Origin of the sequence: Antarcticimicrobium sediminis (genome assembly GCF_004348975.1) — a bacterium.
Taxonomy (GTDB): Bacteria; Pseudomonadota; Alphaproteobacteria; order Rhodobacterales; family Rhodobacteraceae; genus Antarcticimicrobium; species Antarcticimicrobium sediminis.
The window spans coordinates 1-16572 of record NZ_SMFP01000011.1 but is presented as its reverse complement, the minus strand read 5'-3'; the positions used below and the strand labels follow the sequence as shown (position 1 = coordinate 16572).

At 61.8% G+C, this 16572-nt stretch carries 12 protein-coding genes; 9 read left to right on the top strand and 3 right to left on the bottom strand.

The window, feature by feature from the left end:
* Position 1: 1 nt before the first annotated feature.
* The 3 genes from gltB (at position 2) to fzlA (ending at position 6114) form a co-directional block, all read left to right on the top strand.
* On the top strand, positions 2-4534 hold the full coding sequence (gene gltB, locus E1B25_RS15645; protein ID WP_132830460.1) for a glutamate synthase large subunit: 4533 nt from the start codon (positions 2-4) through the stop codon (positions 4532-4534).
* Between the two features lie 118 nt (positions 4535-4652).
* A complete protein-coding gene (gene mtgA, locus E1B25_RS15640) occupies positions 4653-5387 on the top strand; it encodes a monofunctional biosynthetic peptidoglycan transglycosylase (protein WP_132830459.1) in 735 nt (244 codons plus the stop codon).
* Between the two features lie 61 nt (positions 5388-5448).
* Complete coding sequence (gene fzlA, locus E1B25_RS15635; RefSeq protein WP_132830458.1) at positions 5449-6114, top strand: FtsZ-binding protein FzlA; 666 nt, start codon at positions 5449-5451, stop codon at positions 6112-6114.
* Positions 6115-6400: 286 nt separating this feature from the next.
* Here the strand turns inward: fzlA and E1B25_RS15630 are convergent, their stop codons facing one another.
* The gene (locus tag E1B25_RS15630; RefSeq protein ID WP_132830457.1) at positions 6401-7156 is read right to left on the bottom strand and encodes a class II aldolase and adducin N-terminal domain-containing protein; all 756 of its coding nucleotides are present in this window, start codon (positions 7154-7156) and stop codon (positions 6401-6403) included.
* Positions 7157-7549: 393 nt separating this feature from the next.
* Between E1B25_RS15630 and E1B25_RS15625 the strand changes: the two genes are divergently transcribed.
* Positions 7550-9376 carry an adenine deaminase gene (locus tag E1B25_RS15625; protein WP_132830606.1) on the top strand — a complete coding sequence of 609 codons (1827 nt, stop codon included), beginning with the start codon at positions 7550-7552 and terminating at the stop codon, positions 9374-9376.
* A 160-nt stretch (positions 9377-9536) separates the two neighbouring features.
* On the opposite strand, the gene E1B25_RS15615 is transcribed toward E1B25_RS15625, so the two are convergent.
* Together E1B25_RS15615 and E1B25_RS22185 are read right to left on the bottom strand one after the other, a co-directional pair.
* Positions 9537-11051 (bottom strand): ABC transporter substrate-binding protein, encoded by a 1515-nt coding sequence (locus E1B25_RS15615; protein ID WP_132830455.1) that lies wholly within the window; start codon positions 11049-11051, stop codon positions 9537-9539.
* A complete protein-coding gene (locus E1B25_RS22185; protein ID WP_165937640.1) occupies positions 11048-11275 on the bottom strand; it encodes a hypothetical protein in 228 nt (75 codons plus the stop codon). The genes E1B25_RS15615 and E1B25_RS22185 overlap by 4 nt, the downstream gene beginning before the upstream one ends.
* Between E1B25_RS22185 and E1B25_RS15610 the strand changes: the two genes are divergently transcribed.
* The 5 genes from E1B25_RS15610 to E1B25_RS15590 all read left to right on the top strand — a co-directional run bounded on the left by E1B25_RS15610 (position 11261) and on the right by E1B25_RS15590 (position 16546).
* Positions 11261-12196 carry an acetamidase/formamidase family protein gene (locus tag E1B25_RS15610; RefSeq protein WP_132830454.1) on the top strand — a complete coding sequence of 312 codons (936 nt, stop codon included), beginning with the start codon at positions 11261-11263 and terminating at the stop codon, positions 12194-12196. The two genes, E1B25_RS22185 and E1B25_RS15610, sit on opposite strands and share 15 nt — an antisense overlap.
* Positions 12197-12351: 155 nt before the next feature.
* Positions 12352-13353, top strand: a complete 1002-nt coding sequence (locus tag E1B25_RS15605) for an ABC transporter ATP-binding protein (protein ID WP_132830453.1) — start codon at positions 12352-12354, stop codon at positions 13351-13353.
* Positions 13350-14522, top strand: a complete 1173-nt coding sequence (locus E1B25_RS15600) for an ABC transporter ATP-binding protein (RefSeq protein WP_132830452.1) — start codon at positions 13350-13352, stop codon at positions 14520-14522. The genes E1B25_RS15605 and E1B25_RS15600 overlap by 4 nt, the downstream gene beginning before the upstream one ends.
* Complete coding sequence (locus tag E1B25_RS15595; RefSeq protein ID WP_132830451.1) at positions 14519-16033, top strand: ABC transporter substrate-binding protein; 1515 nt, start codon at positions 14519-14521, stop codon at positions 16031-16033. The genes E1B25_RS15600 and E1B25_RS15595 overlap by 4 nt, the downstream gene beginning before the upstream one ends.
* A 60-nt stretch (positions 16034-16093) precedes the next feature.
* Positions 16094-16546, top strand: coding sequence for an ABC transporter permease (locus tag E1B25_RS15590; RefSeq protein WP_280960253.1), 453 nt, complete (start codon positions 16094-16096; stop codon positions 16544-16546).
* The last annotated feature ends 26 nt before the right edge of the window (positions 16547-16572 follow it).

Here is a 16572-nt window from a genome sequence, read left to right as displayed (position 1 = left end):
AATGACCAAGTATGATGAAAACTGGGCACTGGCAGAAGAAGCCAAGCGCAAGTGGATGGCCGAGAACGGCATGTATTCCGAAACCGAGGAGCATTCCTCCTGCGGGGTCGGGCTGGTGGTGTCGATCGATGGCAAGAAAAGCCGCAAGGTCGTCGCCGCCGGGATCAACGCGCTCAAGGCAGTCTGGCACCGGGGCGCGGTGGATGCGGATGGCAAGACCGGCGACGGTGCCGGTATCCATGTGCAGATCCCCGTCCCCTTCTTTTATGACCAGATCCGGCGCACCGGGCACGAGCCGCATCAGGATCAGCTGATGGCGGTGGGTCAGGTGTTCCTGCCGCGCACCGATTTCGGCGCGCAGGAAACCTGCCGGACCATCGTCGAGACCGAGGTCCTGCGCAAAGGCTACTATATCTATGGCTGGCGCCATGTGCCGGTGAATATCGAGGTGCTTGGCGAAAAGGCGAACGTCACCCGGCCCGAGATCGAACAGATCATCATCTCGAACTCCAAGGGCGTCGACGAAGAGACCTTTGAGCGCGAGCTTTACGTGATCCGCCGCCGGATCGAAAAGGCCGCCGCAGCGGCCGGGATCAACGGGCTTTATATCGCCTCGCTGTCCTGCCGCTCGATCATCTACAAGGGTATGATGCTGGCCGAACAGGTGGCGGAGTTCTATCCCGACCTCAAGGATGACCGGTTCGAGTCTGCCTTCGCGATCTATCACCAGCGTTATTCCACCAACACCTTTCCGCAATGGTGGTTGGCGCAGCCGTTCCGCATGCTGGCCCATAACGGCGAGATCAACACGCTGAAGGGCAACATCAACTGGATGAAAAGCCACGAGATCCGCATGGCGTCGGCGACCTTTGGCGATATGGCCGAGGACATCAAACCGATCATTCCGGGCGGATCGTCGGATTCCGCCGCGCTGGATGCGGTGTTCGAAGTGCTGGTGCGCGCCGGACGCAAGGCGCCGATGGCCAAGACCATGCTGGTGCCCGAAAGCTGGTCGCAACAGGCGGTGGAGCTGCCCAAGGCCTGGCGTGACATGTATTCCTATTGCAACAGCGTGATGGAACCCTGGGACGGTCCCGCCGCACTGGCGATGACCGATGGACGCTGGGTCTGTGGCGGGCTGGACCGCAACGGGCTGCGGCCAATGCGCTATGTGGTGACCGGCGACAACCTGCTGATCGCGGGCTCCGAAGCCGGAATGGTGCCGGTGGACGAAGCAACGGTGCGCGAAAAGGGTGCGCTTGGACCGGGGCAAATGATTGCCGTGGACATGGAAGAGGGCAAACTGTTCCGCGATACCGAGATCAAGGACAAGCTGGCGGCAAGCCAACCCTTTGGCGAATGGGTCGGCAAGATCAAGGATCTCGACGAAGAGATGGCGCAGCTCAGTGAGAAAGCGCTGTTCAGCGGTGCGGAGCTGCGCAAACGGCAGGCCGCCGCGGGCTATACGCTTGAGGAACTGGAGCAGATCCTTGCGCCGATGGCCGAGGACGGCAAGGAGGCGCTGGCCTCGATGGGCGATGACACGCCCAGTGCGGTGCTGTCGAAACAGTATCGCCCGCTAAGCCATTTCTTCCGCCAGAACTTCAGCCAGGTGACCAACCCGCCAATCGACTCGCTGCGCGAATACCGGGTGATGAGCATCAAGACCCGGTTCGGGAACCTCAAGAACGTGCTGGATGAAGACAGCTCGCAGACCGAGATCCTCGTGCTGGAAAGCCCCTTTGTCGGCAACGCACATTGGGATGAACTGGTCCGCCACTTCAATGCCGATCTGGTCGAGATCGATTGTACCTTTGCCCCCGGCGAAGGCACCCTGCGCGAGGGGCTGGCACGGATCCGGGCCGAAGCCGAAGATGCGGTGCGCTCCGGCGCCGGGCATCTGGTGCTAACCGATCACATGTCGGGGCCGGACAAGATCGCGATGCCGATGATCCTGGCCACCAGCGCGGTGCACAGCCACCTGACGCGCAAGGGGCTGCGGACCTTCTGCTCGCTGAACGTGCGGTCGGCCGAATGTATCGACCCGCATTATTTCGCGGTGCTGATCGGGTGCGGCGCGACGGTGGTCAACCCTTACCTGGCCGAGGATTCGCTTGCCGATCGGATCGAACGCGGGCTGCTGGACGGCACACTGACCGAGAACATGCTGCGCTATCGTAACGCCGTCGATCAGGGCCTGTTGAAGATCATGTCGAAGATGGGGATCAGCGTGATCTCGTCCTATCGTGGCGGTCTCAACTTCGAGGCGGTGGGTCTGTCGCGCGCCATGTGTGCCGAGTATTTCCCGGGCATGACCAGCCGGATTTCCGGCATCGGTGTCAGCGGCATCCAGCGCAAGGCCGAAGCGGTGCACGCGCGCGGCTGGATCGAACCAGCGCATGTGTTGCCGATTGGCGGCTTCTACAAGTCGCGCAAATCGGGCGAGACCCACGCTTGGGACGCGCAAGGCATGCATATGCTGCAAATGGCCTGCAACCGCGCCTCTTACGAGATGTGGAAACAGTATTCGGCCAAGATGCAAAGCAACCCGCCGATCCATCTGCGCGATCTGCTCGACGTCAAGCCGTTGGGCAAGCCGATCCCGCTGGAAGAGGTGGAGAGCATCACCGCGATCCGCAAACGCTTTGTCACGCCGGGCATGTCGCTGGGCGCGCTGAGCCCGGAGGCGCACAAGACGCTGAACGTGGCGATGAACCGGATCGGTGCGAAATCCGATAGCGGCGAGGGCGGCGAAGATCCGGCGCATTTCGTGCCGGAACCCAATGGCGACAACCCCAGCGCCAAGATCAAGCAGGTGGCGAGTGGCCGGTTCGGCGTCACCGCCGAATACCTCAACCATTGCGAAGAGCTGGAGATCAAGGTCGCGCAAGGCGCCAAGCCCGGTGAAGGCGGTCAGCTTCCGGGGATGAAAGTCACCGAACTGATCGCGCGGCTGCGCCATTCGACTCAGGGCGTGACGCTGATTTCGCCGCCGCCGCACCACGATATCTATTCGATCGAGGATCTGGCGCAGCTGATCTATGACCTGAAACAGATCAACCCGCGCGCCAAGGTGACGGTGAAACTGGTGGCCAGCTCTGGCGTTGGCACCATCGCCGCCGGCGTGGCCAAGGCCAAGGCCGACGTGATCCTGATTTCGGGGCACAATGGTGGCACCGGGGCCAGCCCGGCGACCTCGATCAAATATGCGGGTCTGCCGTGGGAAATGGGCCTGACCGAGGCGCATCAGGTGCTGGCGATGAACAACCTGCGCGAGCGGGTGACACTGCGCACGGATGGCGGTTTGCGCACCGGGCGCGACATCGTCATGGCGGCCATGATGGGGGCCGAGGAATACGGCATCGGCACCGCCGCGCTGATTTCGATGGGCTGCATCATGGTGCGTCAATGCCAGTCGAACACCTGCCCGGTGGGCGTCTGTACGCAGGATCCCAAGCTGCGCGACAAGTTCACGGGCTCGGCGGACAAGGTGGTCAACCTGATCACCTTCTACGCTCAGGAAGTGCGCGAGATTCTCGCCTCGCTCGGGGCGCGCTCACTTGGGGACGTGATCGGGCGGGCCGACCTGCTGACTCAGGTCAGCCGGGGTAGCGCGCATCTGGATGATCTTGACCTCAACCCGCTGCTGATCACGGTCGATGGCGCCCATGACATCGTCTACAACCGTGACAAGCCACGCAATGTGGTGCCCGATACGCTGGACGCCGAGATCGTGCGCGATGCCGCGCGGTTCCTCAAGGAGGGCGAAAAGATGCAGCTCTCCTATGCGGTGCAGAACACGCATCGCACGGTGGGAACGCGCACATCGAGCCTGATCGTGCAGAACTTCGGGATGCGCAACGCGTTCCAACCCGATCACCTGCATGTGAAACTGCAAGGCTCTGCCGGGCAGTCTCTGGGCGCCTTCGCCGCGCCGGGGCTGAAGCTGGAGGTGTCAGGCGACGCCAACGACTATGTCGGCAAGGGTCTGTCCGGGGGCACCATCGTGGTGCGCCCGCCGCAGGTCAGCCCGCTGGTGGCCAATGAGAACACCATCATCGGCAATACCGTGCTCTATGGGGCGACGGCGGGCTATCTCTTTGCCGCTGGCCGCGCCGGAGAGCGGTTCGCCGTGCGCAACTCTGGCGCGCATGTGGTGGTCGAGGGCTGCGGCTCCAACGGCTGCGAATACATGACCGGCGGGGTCGCTGTGATCCTTGGGGCCATCGGGGCCAACTTCGGCGCCGGGATGACCGGGGGCATGGCCTATCTGTACGACCCGGATCGCAAGGCGCAGACCCTGATGAACATGGAGACGCTGGTCACCTGCCCGGTGACAATGGATCACTGGGAAGGTGAGATGAAGGCGTTGATCGAGCGTCATCTGACCGAGACAGGCAGCCGCAAGGCCGCCGACATCCTGCAGCACTGGGATCTGGAAAAGGACAACTTTCTTCAGGTCTGTCCGCAGGAGATGTTGAAGCACCTTCCGGCCCCGCTAAGCCGCGAAGAGCGGGCGATGCCGGCGGAATAAGCCGCGACAGCCCCTGAGAAATGAGGCCTCACCGATCCGGTGGGGCCTTTTCGTCTTTCCGACCCTGCTTGCCCGCTCATGTCTTGACCGGCCCCGGTCCTGCGGGCAAGCAGGGCAGGTGGGAAACCGGAACGCAAAATCGAAAACAACAGGGCGCGGCAAGACCGCCCGCAGGACGTACCAGCCGCTGCGCTGGCTGCGCCGTTGGCTGCTGCGCCTCGTGCTGGCGCCGGTTGTGCTGGTGGTTGTGCTCGTGTTTCTTTTCACGGTGGTGAACCCGCCGATCACCCACACCATGTGGGTCGAATACGGCAAATATGGCAAGCTTGAACGGGAGTGGGTACCGCTTGAGGAGATCGCCCCGGTGATGGTCCGCTCGGTCGTGGCGGCCGAGGACGCCAATTTCTGCCAGCACTGGGGGTTCGATGTCGCTGCGATCCGCGCAGCGATCGCCGAGGGCGCAAACCGCGGCGGCTCGACCCTGTCGCAGCAGGTGGTCAAGAACGTGCTGCTCTGGCAGGGGCGAAGCTGGTTTCGCAAGGCGCTGGAAACCGCGATCACACCCTTGGTCGAGGCGGTCTGGTCCAAGCGCCGGATTGTCGAGGTCTATCTCAACGTGGCCGAGACCGGCGAGGGCGTGTTTGGTGTTGGCGCCGCGGCGCAGGAATACTTCGGTGTTGCACCGGCAGAGTTGAGCGCAAGTCAGGCCGCGCTGATCGCCGCGATATTGCCATCCCCGAAAGGCCGCTCGGTGCGCAAACCCTCAGATCGGGTGCGGCGGCGGGCTGCGGCGATCGCTGACGGGGCGGCCACCATCCGCGCAGACGGACGCGCCAAGTGTTTCGAGGATTGAAAACCGGCGCGTGGCAGGGCATTGGTAATCGGGCACCCCAAACCAGTGACTGCTGATCGCCATGGCCCGACTCTATCACGCCCCCCTCTCCCCATTCTGCCGCAAGGTCCGCCTGGCGCTGGCCGAGAAACGCATCGAAGTGCAGCTTATCGAAGAACGCTATTGGGAGGCGAGCCCGGATTTCCTGCGGCGCAACCCGGCGGCCAAGGTGCCGGTCCTGCAACTTGACGGGCGGACCATGGCGGAAAGCTCGGCGATCTGTGAATATCTCGACGAGACCCGGGCCGATCCGCCGCTGATGCCGAAAGATCCGACGCAACGGTTGGAGGTGCGCCGGCTGGTCGGATGGTTCGACGACAAGTTCCACAGCGAGGTGACTTCGAAACTGCTCTATGAGCGGGTGAACAAGAAGGTCACCGGCCAGGGCTATCCCGACAGTGGCAACGTCAAGGCCGGCTCAAAAGCGATCAAATATCATCTCGATTACATGCATTGGCTGCTTGATCACCGCCGCTGGCTGGCGGGCGACGTCATGACACTGGCCGATTTCGCCGCCGCCGCACATCTGAGCTCGCTTGACTATACCTCTGACGTCGACTGGAACCGTTCGGCGGTGGTCAAGGACTGGTACGCCAAGATCAAATCACGCCCGGCGTTTCGCTCTATTCTGGCCGATCAGGTGCCGGGGTTCCGCCCGCCGCCGCATTACACCGATCTGGATTTCTGATCCCGACCGTCGCAGCCGGGGGGCTGTCTGCCCCCCGATCCCCCCGAGAGTATTTTCCGGCCAGAAAAAGAGCGGGATTAGCCCGGCGTTAACAGATATGCGCGCAAGCTCGGACCTGCGGTACAGGCGGGAGCGCCGATGACCACGCCAGGAAAAGACCGGAAACGGCCTTTCGACGGGGGAGGGGCTGATCTTCCCCCGTCTTTTTCTGGCCCCGTCTTTTTCTGGCCGAAAATACTCCCGCCGGAGGCATGAAACCTTTGCCGCGCCGGGTCGAAAAATGACCCTAACTCGCGTAATTCGAGCCCTCATCGTCGAGAATGGCCTTGAGCTCGGCCAGATGCCGTGTGTCCTGTTCGGGGTAAGCCTCCAACTCCCGCGCGGTTTTTTCTGCCACCTCGTCCGACAGCACCCGCAGTGGGCGACCGGTTTGCAGCGCGCGGATATAGGTCTCGGCGGCGCGTTCGAAATAATAGAGCCTGTTGAAGGTCTCGGCGACGGTTTCCCCGATCACCATGACGCCGTGATTGCCCATGATCATCACCTTCTTCTTCGGATCGGTGAGCAGCGCGGCACAGCGTTCGCCCTCATTCTCAAAGGCCAGCCCGCCATAGCCGTCGTCGATCACATAGCGGTTGAAGAAGGTGGCGCAGTTCTGGTCGATCGGCGGCAGGGTGCTGTCGACGAGGCTGGCGAGCACGGTGGCGTGGATCGAATGCACATGCATGGCGCAGCGGGCGTGCGGGCAATGACGGTGGATGCCGCCATGCAGCCCCCAGGCGGTGGGATCTGGCGCGTCTGGGCCTGTGAGCGTGTCGGGATCATTCGCGTCCACGACGATCAGATCGCTGGCCCGGATGCGCGAGAAATGCATCTGGTTCGGGTTCATCAGGAACCGGGTGCCCTCCTCGTTGATGGCCAGGCTGAAATGATTCGCCACCGCCTCGTGCAGGTTCAGCCGGGCGGTCCAGCGGAAGGCGGCGGCGAGGTCGACGCGTTCGGGCCAGTTGTCCATGTTGGGGCGCAGGTTGGTTACGGTCATGTCAGGCTCCTTTGCTCAGTCCGGGCCATCCTGCCTGTCCGGGCGCCGCAGAACCAGCGGAAAGCGGGTCAGCCTTGTGGGGCGGTGCTCCGACGGCCAGTTTGCAGGCATTGCGGTTCGGGGACAAGATGGGGACCTTTCGCACCCCCTGTGATGTGGGGGCGATTGCGCGATCGTGACATCTGCGGCTTCTGAGTGGATCCCTCTAGCAAACAGTCTCTAATAAGGCAATTACTGCCCAATTTCTGCGCAGCAAAAGGGGCTGCCCGAGGCCCGGCGCGAGCGGTCGAACCTCTCTGCGCTGCCGGTTTCAAGGAAGATTTGAAACACCTATACCAAATGCTTCAAAACGAGGTGGCTTGATTGCCGAAATATCCCGTGTCAACCTACGTCATGGAGCACAACACAGTAAAAACTTGGGCCGAATGCGCCCCCCGCCTTATCGCCGTCGCCGCTGGGCGCGCGCCCGCTGATCTCGTTATCCGCAAGGGCCAGTGGGTCAATGTCCACAGCCGCGAGATCCTGCCGGATCACGACATCGCCATTGTCGAGGGGCGCATTGCTTGCGTCGTGCCTGATGCCAGTTACTGCATCGGCGAGGGCACGCAGGTGGTCGAGGCCGATGGCCGCTTTATGATCCCTGGCCTGTGCGATGCGCATATGCATATCGAAAGCGGTATGCTGACCCCGGCGGAATTTGTCCGTGCGATCATTCCGCATGGCACCACCAGCATCTTCACCGACCCGCATGAGATCGCCAATGTGCTGGGTCTGGACGGTGTGCGCTATATGCATGACGAGGCGCTGATGCAGCCGATCAACGTCTTGACCCAGATGCCCTCCTGCGCGCCCTCGGCGCCGGGGCTGGAGACCACGGGGCATGAAATTTCACCCGAGGACGTGGCCGAGGCGATGACATGGCCCGGCATTGTCGGCTTGGGCGAGATGATGAACTTTCCCGGCGTGGCGGCGGCCGATCCCAAGATGCTGGCCGAGATCGCGGCGACGCAGGCAGCGGGCAAGACGGTGGGTGGGCATTACGCATCGCCCGATTTAGGGCCTGATTTCGCCGCCTATGTCGCCGGCGGGCCCGCCGATGATCACGAGGGCACCTGTGAAGCCGACGCGATCGCCCGGGTGCGGCAGGGGATGCGAAGCATGATGCGGCTGGGCAGCGCTTGGTATGACGTCGAAAGCCAGATCACCGCCGTTACCAAAAAGGGGCTGGACCCGCGCAACTTCATCCTGTGCACCGATGACAGCCATTCTGGCACGCTTGTAAATGACGGCCACATGAACCGGGTGGTGCGCCATGCGATTGCCTGTGGTTGCGATCCGCTGGTGGCGTTGCAGATGGCGACGATCAACACCGCGACCCATTTCGGAATGGAGCGTGACCTGGGCTCGCTGACACCAGGGCGGCGGGCGGATGTGATCCTGACCTCCGACCTTGTGACCCTGCCGATCGAGCAGGTCTTCGCGCGCGGGCGGGTGGTGGCGGAACATGGGGAGTGTCTGGTCGAGTGCCCACATTATGATTGGCCCGACAGCGCGCGGGGCACCGTGCATCTGGGGCATCCTCTGACCGATGAGGATTTTGAGATCAAAGCGCCCGAGGGCGCCAATACTGCGCGGGCCAATGTGATCGGGGTGATCGAAAATCAAGCGCCGACCAAGGCGTTGCAGGTCGATTTGCCGGTGCGCAACGGGCTGGTCGAGGGCACGAATGCAGGCGAGGGCAAGGGCCCGGACGAGGTCTGTCAGATCGCGCTGGTTGAACGGCACCGGGGCACCGGCGGCGTGGTCAACGGCTTTGTCTCGGGCTTTGGCTATACCGGGCGGATGGCCATGGCCTCGACCGTGGCGCATGACAGCCACCACATGATCGTGGTGGGTACTGACCGGGCGCAGATGGCGCTGGCCGCCAACCGGCTGGCCTCGGTTGGTGGGGGCGTTACCGTGTTCCGCGACGGCGCGGAACTGGCGTTGGTCGAGCTGCCGATCGCCGGGCTGATGTCGGACGCCCCGGCGCGCGAGGTGGCGCAAAAGGCCGAGCGGATGATGCAGGCGATGCGCGATTGCGGCTGTGATCTGAACAACGCCTATATGCAGCATTCGCTGCTGGCGCTGGTGGTGATCCCGGAGTTGCGGATCTCGGATCTGGGTCTGGTCGATGTGCGGAAATTTGAGAAAATCGACTTGTTAGAGCCACAAACGTGATCTGATTTCACATGCCCAGTGCCAATGCCCAGCGTCACCGCGCCGGATCTGTTCCGCAATTTCCTGATTAAACAGATCGGGCTGCTGCTGGAAAACCACCGGCACCCGATCGAACCCGCATCATATCCTACAGTAAAGGGATATGATGCGGGTCGGTTCTTTATCCGTCCAAACGCACGCCTTCCAAACGGATCCGGCCATCAGGATAAGGCACAAACCCGCTGAGTTCTCTGCGCATCGTCCACAGCCAAGTGGGGTGATACAGATACAACAGAGGTGCTTCGTCGACCAGGATTGCACGCGCCTGCGCATAAAGCGATTTGCGTTCGGTCGTGTCCGTCGTTGATCGCGCGGCGTTTAGCAGGCGATCGACCTCGGGGTTGGAATAATGAGCGTCGTTGATGCCGCCGCCGGTTGTCACGAACTGGTGCAGGTTGGCCGACGGATCGACATAGCCAGACCATCCGACTTGGCTCGCGATGAAGTCACCGGCCGTCTGGTCCTGTAGCATCGTTGCGAACTCCTTGGCCGTGATCTGCACGTCGATCCCGGCCTCTGACGCCATGGCCTGGATGACCTGCATCAGCTGCATCGGTTCATTCGTGTTTGGCACCTGCACTTCGAGCGTCAGACCGTCGGGATACCCCGCCTCTGCAAGGAGTGATTTTGCCTTTTCCACGTCGCGGGCCGGTGCTGGATACTCAGACACGAACCAAGGAGAGCTCGGCGCCGGTGGCTGGTTTGCCGGGGTGAACGCCCCCTCGAAAACAACCTGGTTCAGCACGTCGCGGTCGATGGCATAGCTGAACGCCTGACGCAGCCGCTTGTCGTTGCCCCAGGGGTTATCCCCCCGAGCCCCGTTGTCGATATTGAAGGTGATGCCCTGATACCCCAGCGACGTGGCTTTTTTGATGGTCAGGCTGTCGTCGCCCTCTACCTGGGTCAGATCCGTCGCGGCAAGACGTTCCAGAAGCTGGATATCGCCCGATTGCAAGTTGGCAAGCCGTACCGTCGTGTCGGGGATCGGTAGAAACACCACGCTATCCAGATGGATTTCGGATGCGTTCCAGTACTCAGGATAGGCCTTCAACGTGATGCGGTCCTGCGCCACACGATCGGCAAACTGGAACGGACCCGAACACACCGGGGCCAGACCGAAATTCGCACCCTCCGCTTTGGCGGCAGTGGGTGAGATCATCATCCCTGGCCGGTTCGCCATTTCCGACAGTATGCCCGCGTCGGGTCGGGTCAGGTTGATCCGGATCTCGTAGGGCCCCAGCACATCGGTGCCGGCCACCGAAGCCAAGTCAGACTTGCGACGGCTTTCCTCCAGCGTCTGTGACCGCTCAATGTTATAGGCGACCGCCTCTGCGTTGAACTGGGTGCCGTCGTGAAAGGTCACGCCTTCCCGCAACTTCAAGGTCAGGGCGTCGCCGGCCTCGGACCAACTCCATTGCGTGGCCAGCTGTGGCACGAGTTCCAGATCCGGCGTGATGTCCACCAGCTTGTCACAAAGCGAGGTAAACACGATTTCGCCGACAAAGGTGCGCGACTGGTCCGGGTCCAGCACATCGGCGTCCGATTGCAGGCCTATCCGCAATTCCTGCGCCTGCGCGGCGACTGCCGCAGACAGGGCAATGAGGGATGCCGTGGCAAAAAGCTTTAAAGCCGTCATGAGAGCTCCATTCGATATTTGGCTTGAAACCAATCCGTAATTGGTTGGATATGGCAGAGTTGTGACCCAGCTGCGCGCAAGGTCAACACCGGAGGCTGCGCCGGGTCTTCACCCCGAACGGCCTGCCAAAAAATGCGGCGGAACGGCGCGATAATAAGCAAGCTTTCAGCCAAACCCTTGGCTGTGGCGAATTTACCGAAAGGAAAACCATGACAGATCATCATTTGCCCGCATCCGTGGACACCTGCGCCTGGGGCTATTTCGATGCCGCCCGCGCGCCCGTGTTGACCATCGACAGCGGCGATCTGGTGACAATCGATACGGTATCGGGCGGGCCAGAGGCCCTCCCGGGCGATGGGTTTGAGGTGCCGCCTGAGCTGCTGGACATCCACGCCCGCAGCCCGCGCCCAGTGCAGGGTCACATTCTTACCGGTCCCGTTGCGGTGCGCGGCGCGCTGCCCGGTCAAGTGCTGGAAGTCGCGATTGAAGACGTCCAGCTGCGTCAGGACTGGGGCTATAACGCGATGCGCCCGCTATCGGGCACCCTGCCCTATGATGTGCCGAACGCTCGCCTGATCAATATTCCCCTGGACCGCACGGCCAACACCGCCCGCCTCCCCTGGGGGCTCGAACTGCCGCTACATCCGTTTTTCGGCGTCATGGGCCTCGCGCCGCCAAAGGAATGGGGGTTGATCCCCTCCATCCAACCACGGGTCCACGGTGGTAATATTGACAACAAGGAACTGGTGGCGGGCACCACCCTTTATCTGCCGATCCAGACCGAGGGCGCCCTGTTTTCCTGCGGAGACGGCCACGGCGCACAGGGCGACGGGGAGGTCTGCGTCACAGCAATCGAAACCGCGCTGCGCGGCAGCTTTCGCTTGACGGTGCGCGATGATCTGGACCTGTCCTATCCACAGGCAGAAACGCCGACGCACTGGATCACGATGGGTATGAACCCCGATCTGGATATTTGCGTCGAAATGGCCCTGCGCGACATGATCGCGCTGATCCAAAACAAGGCGGGGTTGAACTGGGCCGATGCCTATACCCTGTGCAGTCTTGCTGGCGATCTGCGAGTCACCCAGACGGTCAACATATGTAAAGGCGTTCATATGATGCTGGATAAAAACCTGTTGATCTGACCGTCTCCAGACTGCGACTGCCCGTTTTTTGGGCAGTCGCGCGCGTGAATTTGCAAGTCGACCGGTTTGGGGCGCGCGTCCAAGCATAGGTGTTGACCTCTTCCAGGCGGTCCTTCAAGTTCAACCAATCACGGAATGGTTGGGGGCCACACGACATGACGACACTTTCCACTTCGGGCCCCTTGCTGGATGTGCGGGCCATAAGCCTTCGCTTCGGCAAGTCCGACACCAATCTGTTGCAGGGGGTCCGGTATTCCGTCGACGCCGGGGAAACCCTGTGCATCGTTGGTGAAAGCGGATGTGGAAAAAGCGTCAGTTCGCTGGCGATCATGGGCCTTTTGCCTGCCGGTGCCGTCACGATCGACGAGGCTGATGTGCAGTTTCGCGGCGTCCCGCTGGACCTGCACGATACAAAAGCGATGCGCCGGTTCAGGGGATCCGACATCGCGATGATCTTTCAGGAACCGATGAGCTCGCTGAACCCCGCATTCCGCATCGGGAACCAGATTGCGGAAGCCGTGACCGCCCATAATGATGTCACCGAGGCAGAGGCAGACGCCCGCGCGATCGAGATGTTGCGTCGCGTCGGCATTCCCGCGCCGGAACAGCGGATGCGCGAATATCCCCACCAACTGTCGGGCGGCATGCGCCAACGCGTGATGATCGCAATGGCGCTGGCCAACGACCCGGCGCTTCTGATCGCGGATGAACCGACGACGGCGCTCGACGTGACGATCCAGGCCCAGATCCTTGACCTGATCCGCAACCTGCAACGCGATTCTGGCATGGGCACGATCATGATCACCCACGACCTGGGCGTCGTGGCCGAAATCGCTGACAAGGTCGCCGTCATGTATGCTGGCATCATCGTCGAGGCAGGACCGGCAGAGCGCATTTTCAACGACCCGCAGCATCCCTATACGATCGGTCTGATGTCCTCGATGCCCAAGATGACGGGGCCGTCCGAACGGTTGTCCACCGTGCCAGGCACGGTGCCGACGATCGAAACGATGCCAAAGGGATGCCGGTTTTCGACCCGCTGCCCCTTTGCCCAGCCGATCTGCGCCACGCCGCCGTCAGAACAGGACTTTGGTCAAGGCCACCGGGTGCTGTGCCACTTTGCCCCCCTGAATGAAAAACTGGAGCGCGTGCAATGACTGACAGCATCTTGGACGCGAGGGACCTGACCCGTGACTTCATGGTTGGCGGATCGCTGTTCAAGGCCCCCAAGCGCCTGCGTGCGGTCGACGGCGTGTCGTTGTCCGTGCAGGCCGGTGAAACGCTGGCCGTCGTCGGTGAGTCAGGCTGCGGCAAATCCACACTGGCGCGGATGTTGATGCGTCTGGACAGGCCGACATCCGGTGAAATGCTGTTCGAAAGGCAGCAGATCGATCAAATCGAAGGCCACGCCCTGACCGCCTTGCGCCGGGACATGCAGTTCATCTTTCAAGATCCGTTCAGTTCGCTGAACCCGCGCATGTCGGTTGGCGGGTTGGTGGGGGAGCCGATCGAGACCCACATGCCGGAGCTGTCCGCAAAGGAACGCCGCGCCAAAGTGGGGACGCTGCTGGCGCAGGTCGGGCTGCGGCCCGAACATGCGGACAGATATCCGCACGAATTCTCCGGCGGCCAGCGCCAGCGCATCGGCATCGCGCGTGCCCTGGCCTCCGGACCGAAGCTGATCATAGGAGACGAACCCGTGTCGGCTCTGGATGTCAGTGTGCAGGCGCAAGTCATCAACCTGCTCGCGGATCTACGCGACGAATTGGGCCTGACCCTCATCATCATTGCCCATGATCTGGCAGTCATCCGTCACATGAGCGACCGCGTCGCCGTGATGTATCTGGGTCGCATCGTGGAAGAGGGTGAGACCCGACAAATCTTTGAAAATCCGCGCCATCCCTACACCATGGCGCTGTTGTCGGCCATTCCGATCCCTGAATACGGCCGAAGCCGCAACACGATCGCGCTGACCGGTGAAATGCCCAGCCCGATGGCCCCGCCCAAGGGTTGCAACTTCAACACCCGCTGCCCGTTTGCCCGCGAGGCCTGCCATATCGACGCGCCGGATTTACGCGACGCAGGCAGCGGGCGCGGTCATCGCGCAGCCTGCCACTTTACAGAAGAGATCGCGCAGCAGGCCAGCGTCACGACGAACGTCGCATCCAACCCGCGGTCTGATGGGGCCCGTGATCGGTTTGCATTGTATGCCGATGCGATTGCCGGGCGCACGCGGATACGACCCCAGACAACACCCACCAAACACCAAGAAGAACGGCCCGTCGAAAGGGCTGCCACCCCCTCGCACAAGGAGACGCTAACATGAAAATCCGTTCCCTCACACTTGTCGCTGCCTTGTTGAGCGCGACAGCGATCGGCGCACAGGCCCAGTCCTTGCGGATCGGCCTGCAGGAAGACCCCGACATCCTGGACCCCGACCAGTCCCGAACCTTTGTCGGCCGCATAGTCTATGCATCGCTATGCGACAAGCTGGTCGATATCACGCCACAGCTTGACCTCGTGCCGCAGTTGGCCACGGATTGGAGCTGGAGCGACGACAACACCCAGCTGACCATGACGCTGCGCGAGGGTGTGACCTTTCATGACGGCGCGCCGTTCAACGCCGCTGCCGTCGCCGCCAATATCGACCGGTCTCAGAACATGGAAGAAAGCCGGCGCAAGTCTGAACTGTCCTCGATCACAAATGTCGAGATCTTGGGCGAATACGAGATCCGCTTTGACATGGATGCGCCCGACGCCACGCTTTTGTCACAGCTTGCCGACCGTGCCGGCATGATGGTGTCTCCGCAAGCGGCCGCAAGCGCGGGTGCCGATTTCGGTCTGCATCCGGTATGTTCGGGACCGTTTTCCTTTGTGGAGCGGGTTTCGCAGGACCGTATCGTGCTCAAGGCTTTTCCTGACTACTGGAACGCCGACAAGATCAAGCTGGACAAGGTGACCTACTTGCCGATCCCTGACACCACCGTGCGTCTGGCGAATTTGCAATCGGGTGATCTGGACATGATCGAAAGACTGTCCGCCACAGATCTGGCGCAGGCAGAGGCGGACCCGAACATCAACGTGGAACGCGCGGTATCGCTCGGCTATGACGGCATCACGTTCAACGTGGGCAATGGCGAGCGTGCCGACAACCCCTTTGGAAAGGACGGCAAGCTGCTGCGTCAGGCCTTGAGCTTTGCCATCGACCGCCAAGCGTTGAGCAACGTCGTATTCGACGGTGTCACGACCCCCGGCAACCAGCAATACGCCCCCGGCTCAACCTTCTACGCGAATGATTACCCGGTCCCGGCCCGCGACATCGAAAAGGCCAAGTCGCTGTTGGCCCAAGCTGGTTACCCGGATGGCGTCACGTTGGAGGTGCAGGCCCCCAATTCGCCGGATTCCGCGCAGGTCATGCAGGTCATCCAGTCGATGGCCGCCGAAGCAAACATCGAGATATCGATCGTATCCAAGGAATTCGCCACCATGCTGTCCGATCAGTCCGCGGGCGATTATACCGCCACGCTGGTTGGATGGTCTGGCCGGATCGACCCCGACGGCAACATTCACCAGTTCATGACCACCGGTGGCGGCATCAACGATTCCAAGTACTCCAACCCGGAGGTGGACACGGCCCTGAATGATGCCCGCGCCACGAATGACACCGCCGAACGCAAGGCGTATTACGCAAAGGCCCGTGGCATCTTGGATAAGGATCTGCCGATCGTCTATCTCTGGCACGACACTTGGCTGTGGGCGGTGAGCAAGGATGTGCAGGGCTTTACGCCGTATCCCGACGGGATGATCCGGCTGGAAGGTGTCAGCACCACTGACTAATCCGACACCGGATGCGAGCGCCGGCGGCGCTCGCATCACCAACTCTCAAGGGGTCAACCCATGCTGTCCTTCATTCTGCGCCGCGCCTTGATCGCGATCCCGACAATCATCCTGATCTCGCTTTTTGTATTCGGTATGCAAAAGATGCTGCCCGGCGACCCGGTTCTGGCGATGGCGGGCGAGGATCGTGACCCCGCGACGATGGAGTTCCTGCGCGAAAAATATCACCTGAACGATCCGGTTCCGGTGCAGTACCTGAATTGGGTCCGCGGGGTGCTCACGGGCGATCTCGGTATTTCTCTGCGCACCAACCAGCCGGTGCTCGAACTGATCGGACAGAAGCTTCCTGTCACGATCCAGTTGGCGACGATGGCGATGGCGTTTGCCCTGATCATCGGCATTCCGACCGGAATCCTGTCTGTCAATGAGCGTTCAAAACTGACCCGGTTTCAGCGTTTGATTTTGACCCGTCGTTCAGAGGGCAAAGCCCCCAGACGGGCCGCCCTCATATAGCGAGTCCGTCTGGGGGCTTTGCTTGC

Excerpts from the sequence above, each read along its gene's own strand:
- gltB (WP_132830460.1), top strand. The coding sequence starts at position 2 with ATGACCAAGTATGATGAAAACTGGGCACTGGCAGAAGAAGCCAAGCGC.
- E1B25_RS15630 (WP_132830457.1), bottom strand. The coding sequence starts at position 7,156 with ATGACCGTAACCAACCTGCGCCCCAACATGGACAACTGGCCCGAACGC.
- E1B25_RS15595 (WP_132830451.1), top strand. The coding sequence starts at position 14,519 with ATGAAAATCCGTTCCCTCACACTTGTCGCTGCCTTGTTGAGCGCGACA.
- E1B25_RS15600 (WP_132830452.1), top strand. The coding sequence starts at position 13,350 with ATGACTGACAGCATCTTGGACGCGAGGGACCTGACCCGTGACTTCATG.
- fzlA (WP_132830458.1), top strand. The coding sequence starts at position 5,449 with ATGGCCCGACTCTATCACGCCCCCCTCTCCCCATTCTGCCGCAAGGTC.
- E1B25_RS15590 (WP_280960253.1), top strand. The coding sequence starts at position 16,094 with ATGCTGTCCTTCATTCTGCGCCGCGCCTTGATCGCGATCCCGACAATC.
- E1B25_RS15610 (WP_132830454.1), top strand. The coding sequence starts at position 11,261 with ATGACAGATCATCATTTGCCCGCATCCGTGGACACCTGCGCCTGGGGC.
- E1B25_RS22185 (WP_165937640.1), bottom strand. The coding sequence starts at position 11,275 with ATGATGATCTGTCATGGTTTTCCTTTCGGTAAATTCGCCACAGCCAAG.
- E1B25_RS15625 (WP_132830606.1), top strand. The coding sequence starts at position 7,550 with ATGGAGCACAACACAGTAAAAACTTGGGCCGAATGCGCCCCCCGCCTT.
- E1B25_RS15615 (WP_132830455.1), bottom strand. The coding sequence starts at position 11,051 with ATGACGGCTTTAAAGCTTTTTGCCACGGCATCCCTCATTGCCCTGTCT.
- E1B25_RS15605 (WP_132830453.1), top strand. The coding sequence starts at position 12,352 with ATGACGACACTTTCCACTTCGGGCCCCTTGCTGGATGTGCGGGCCATA.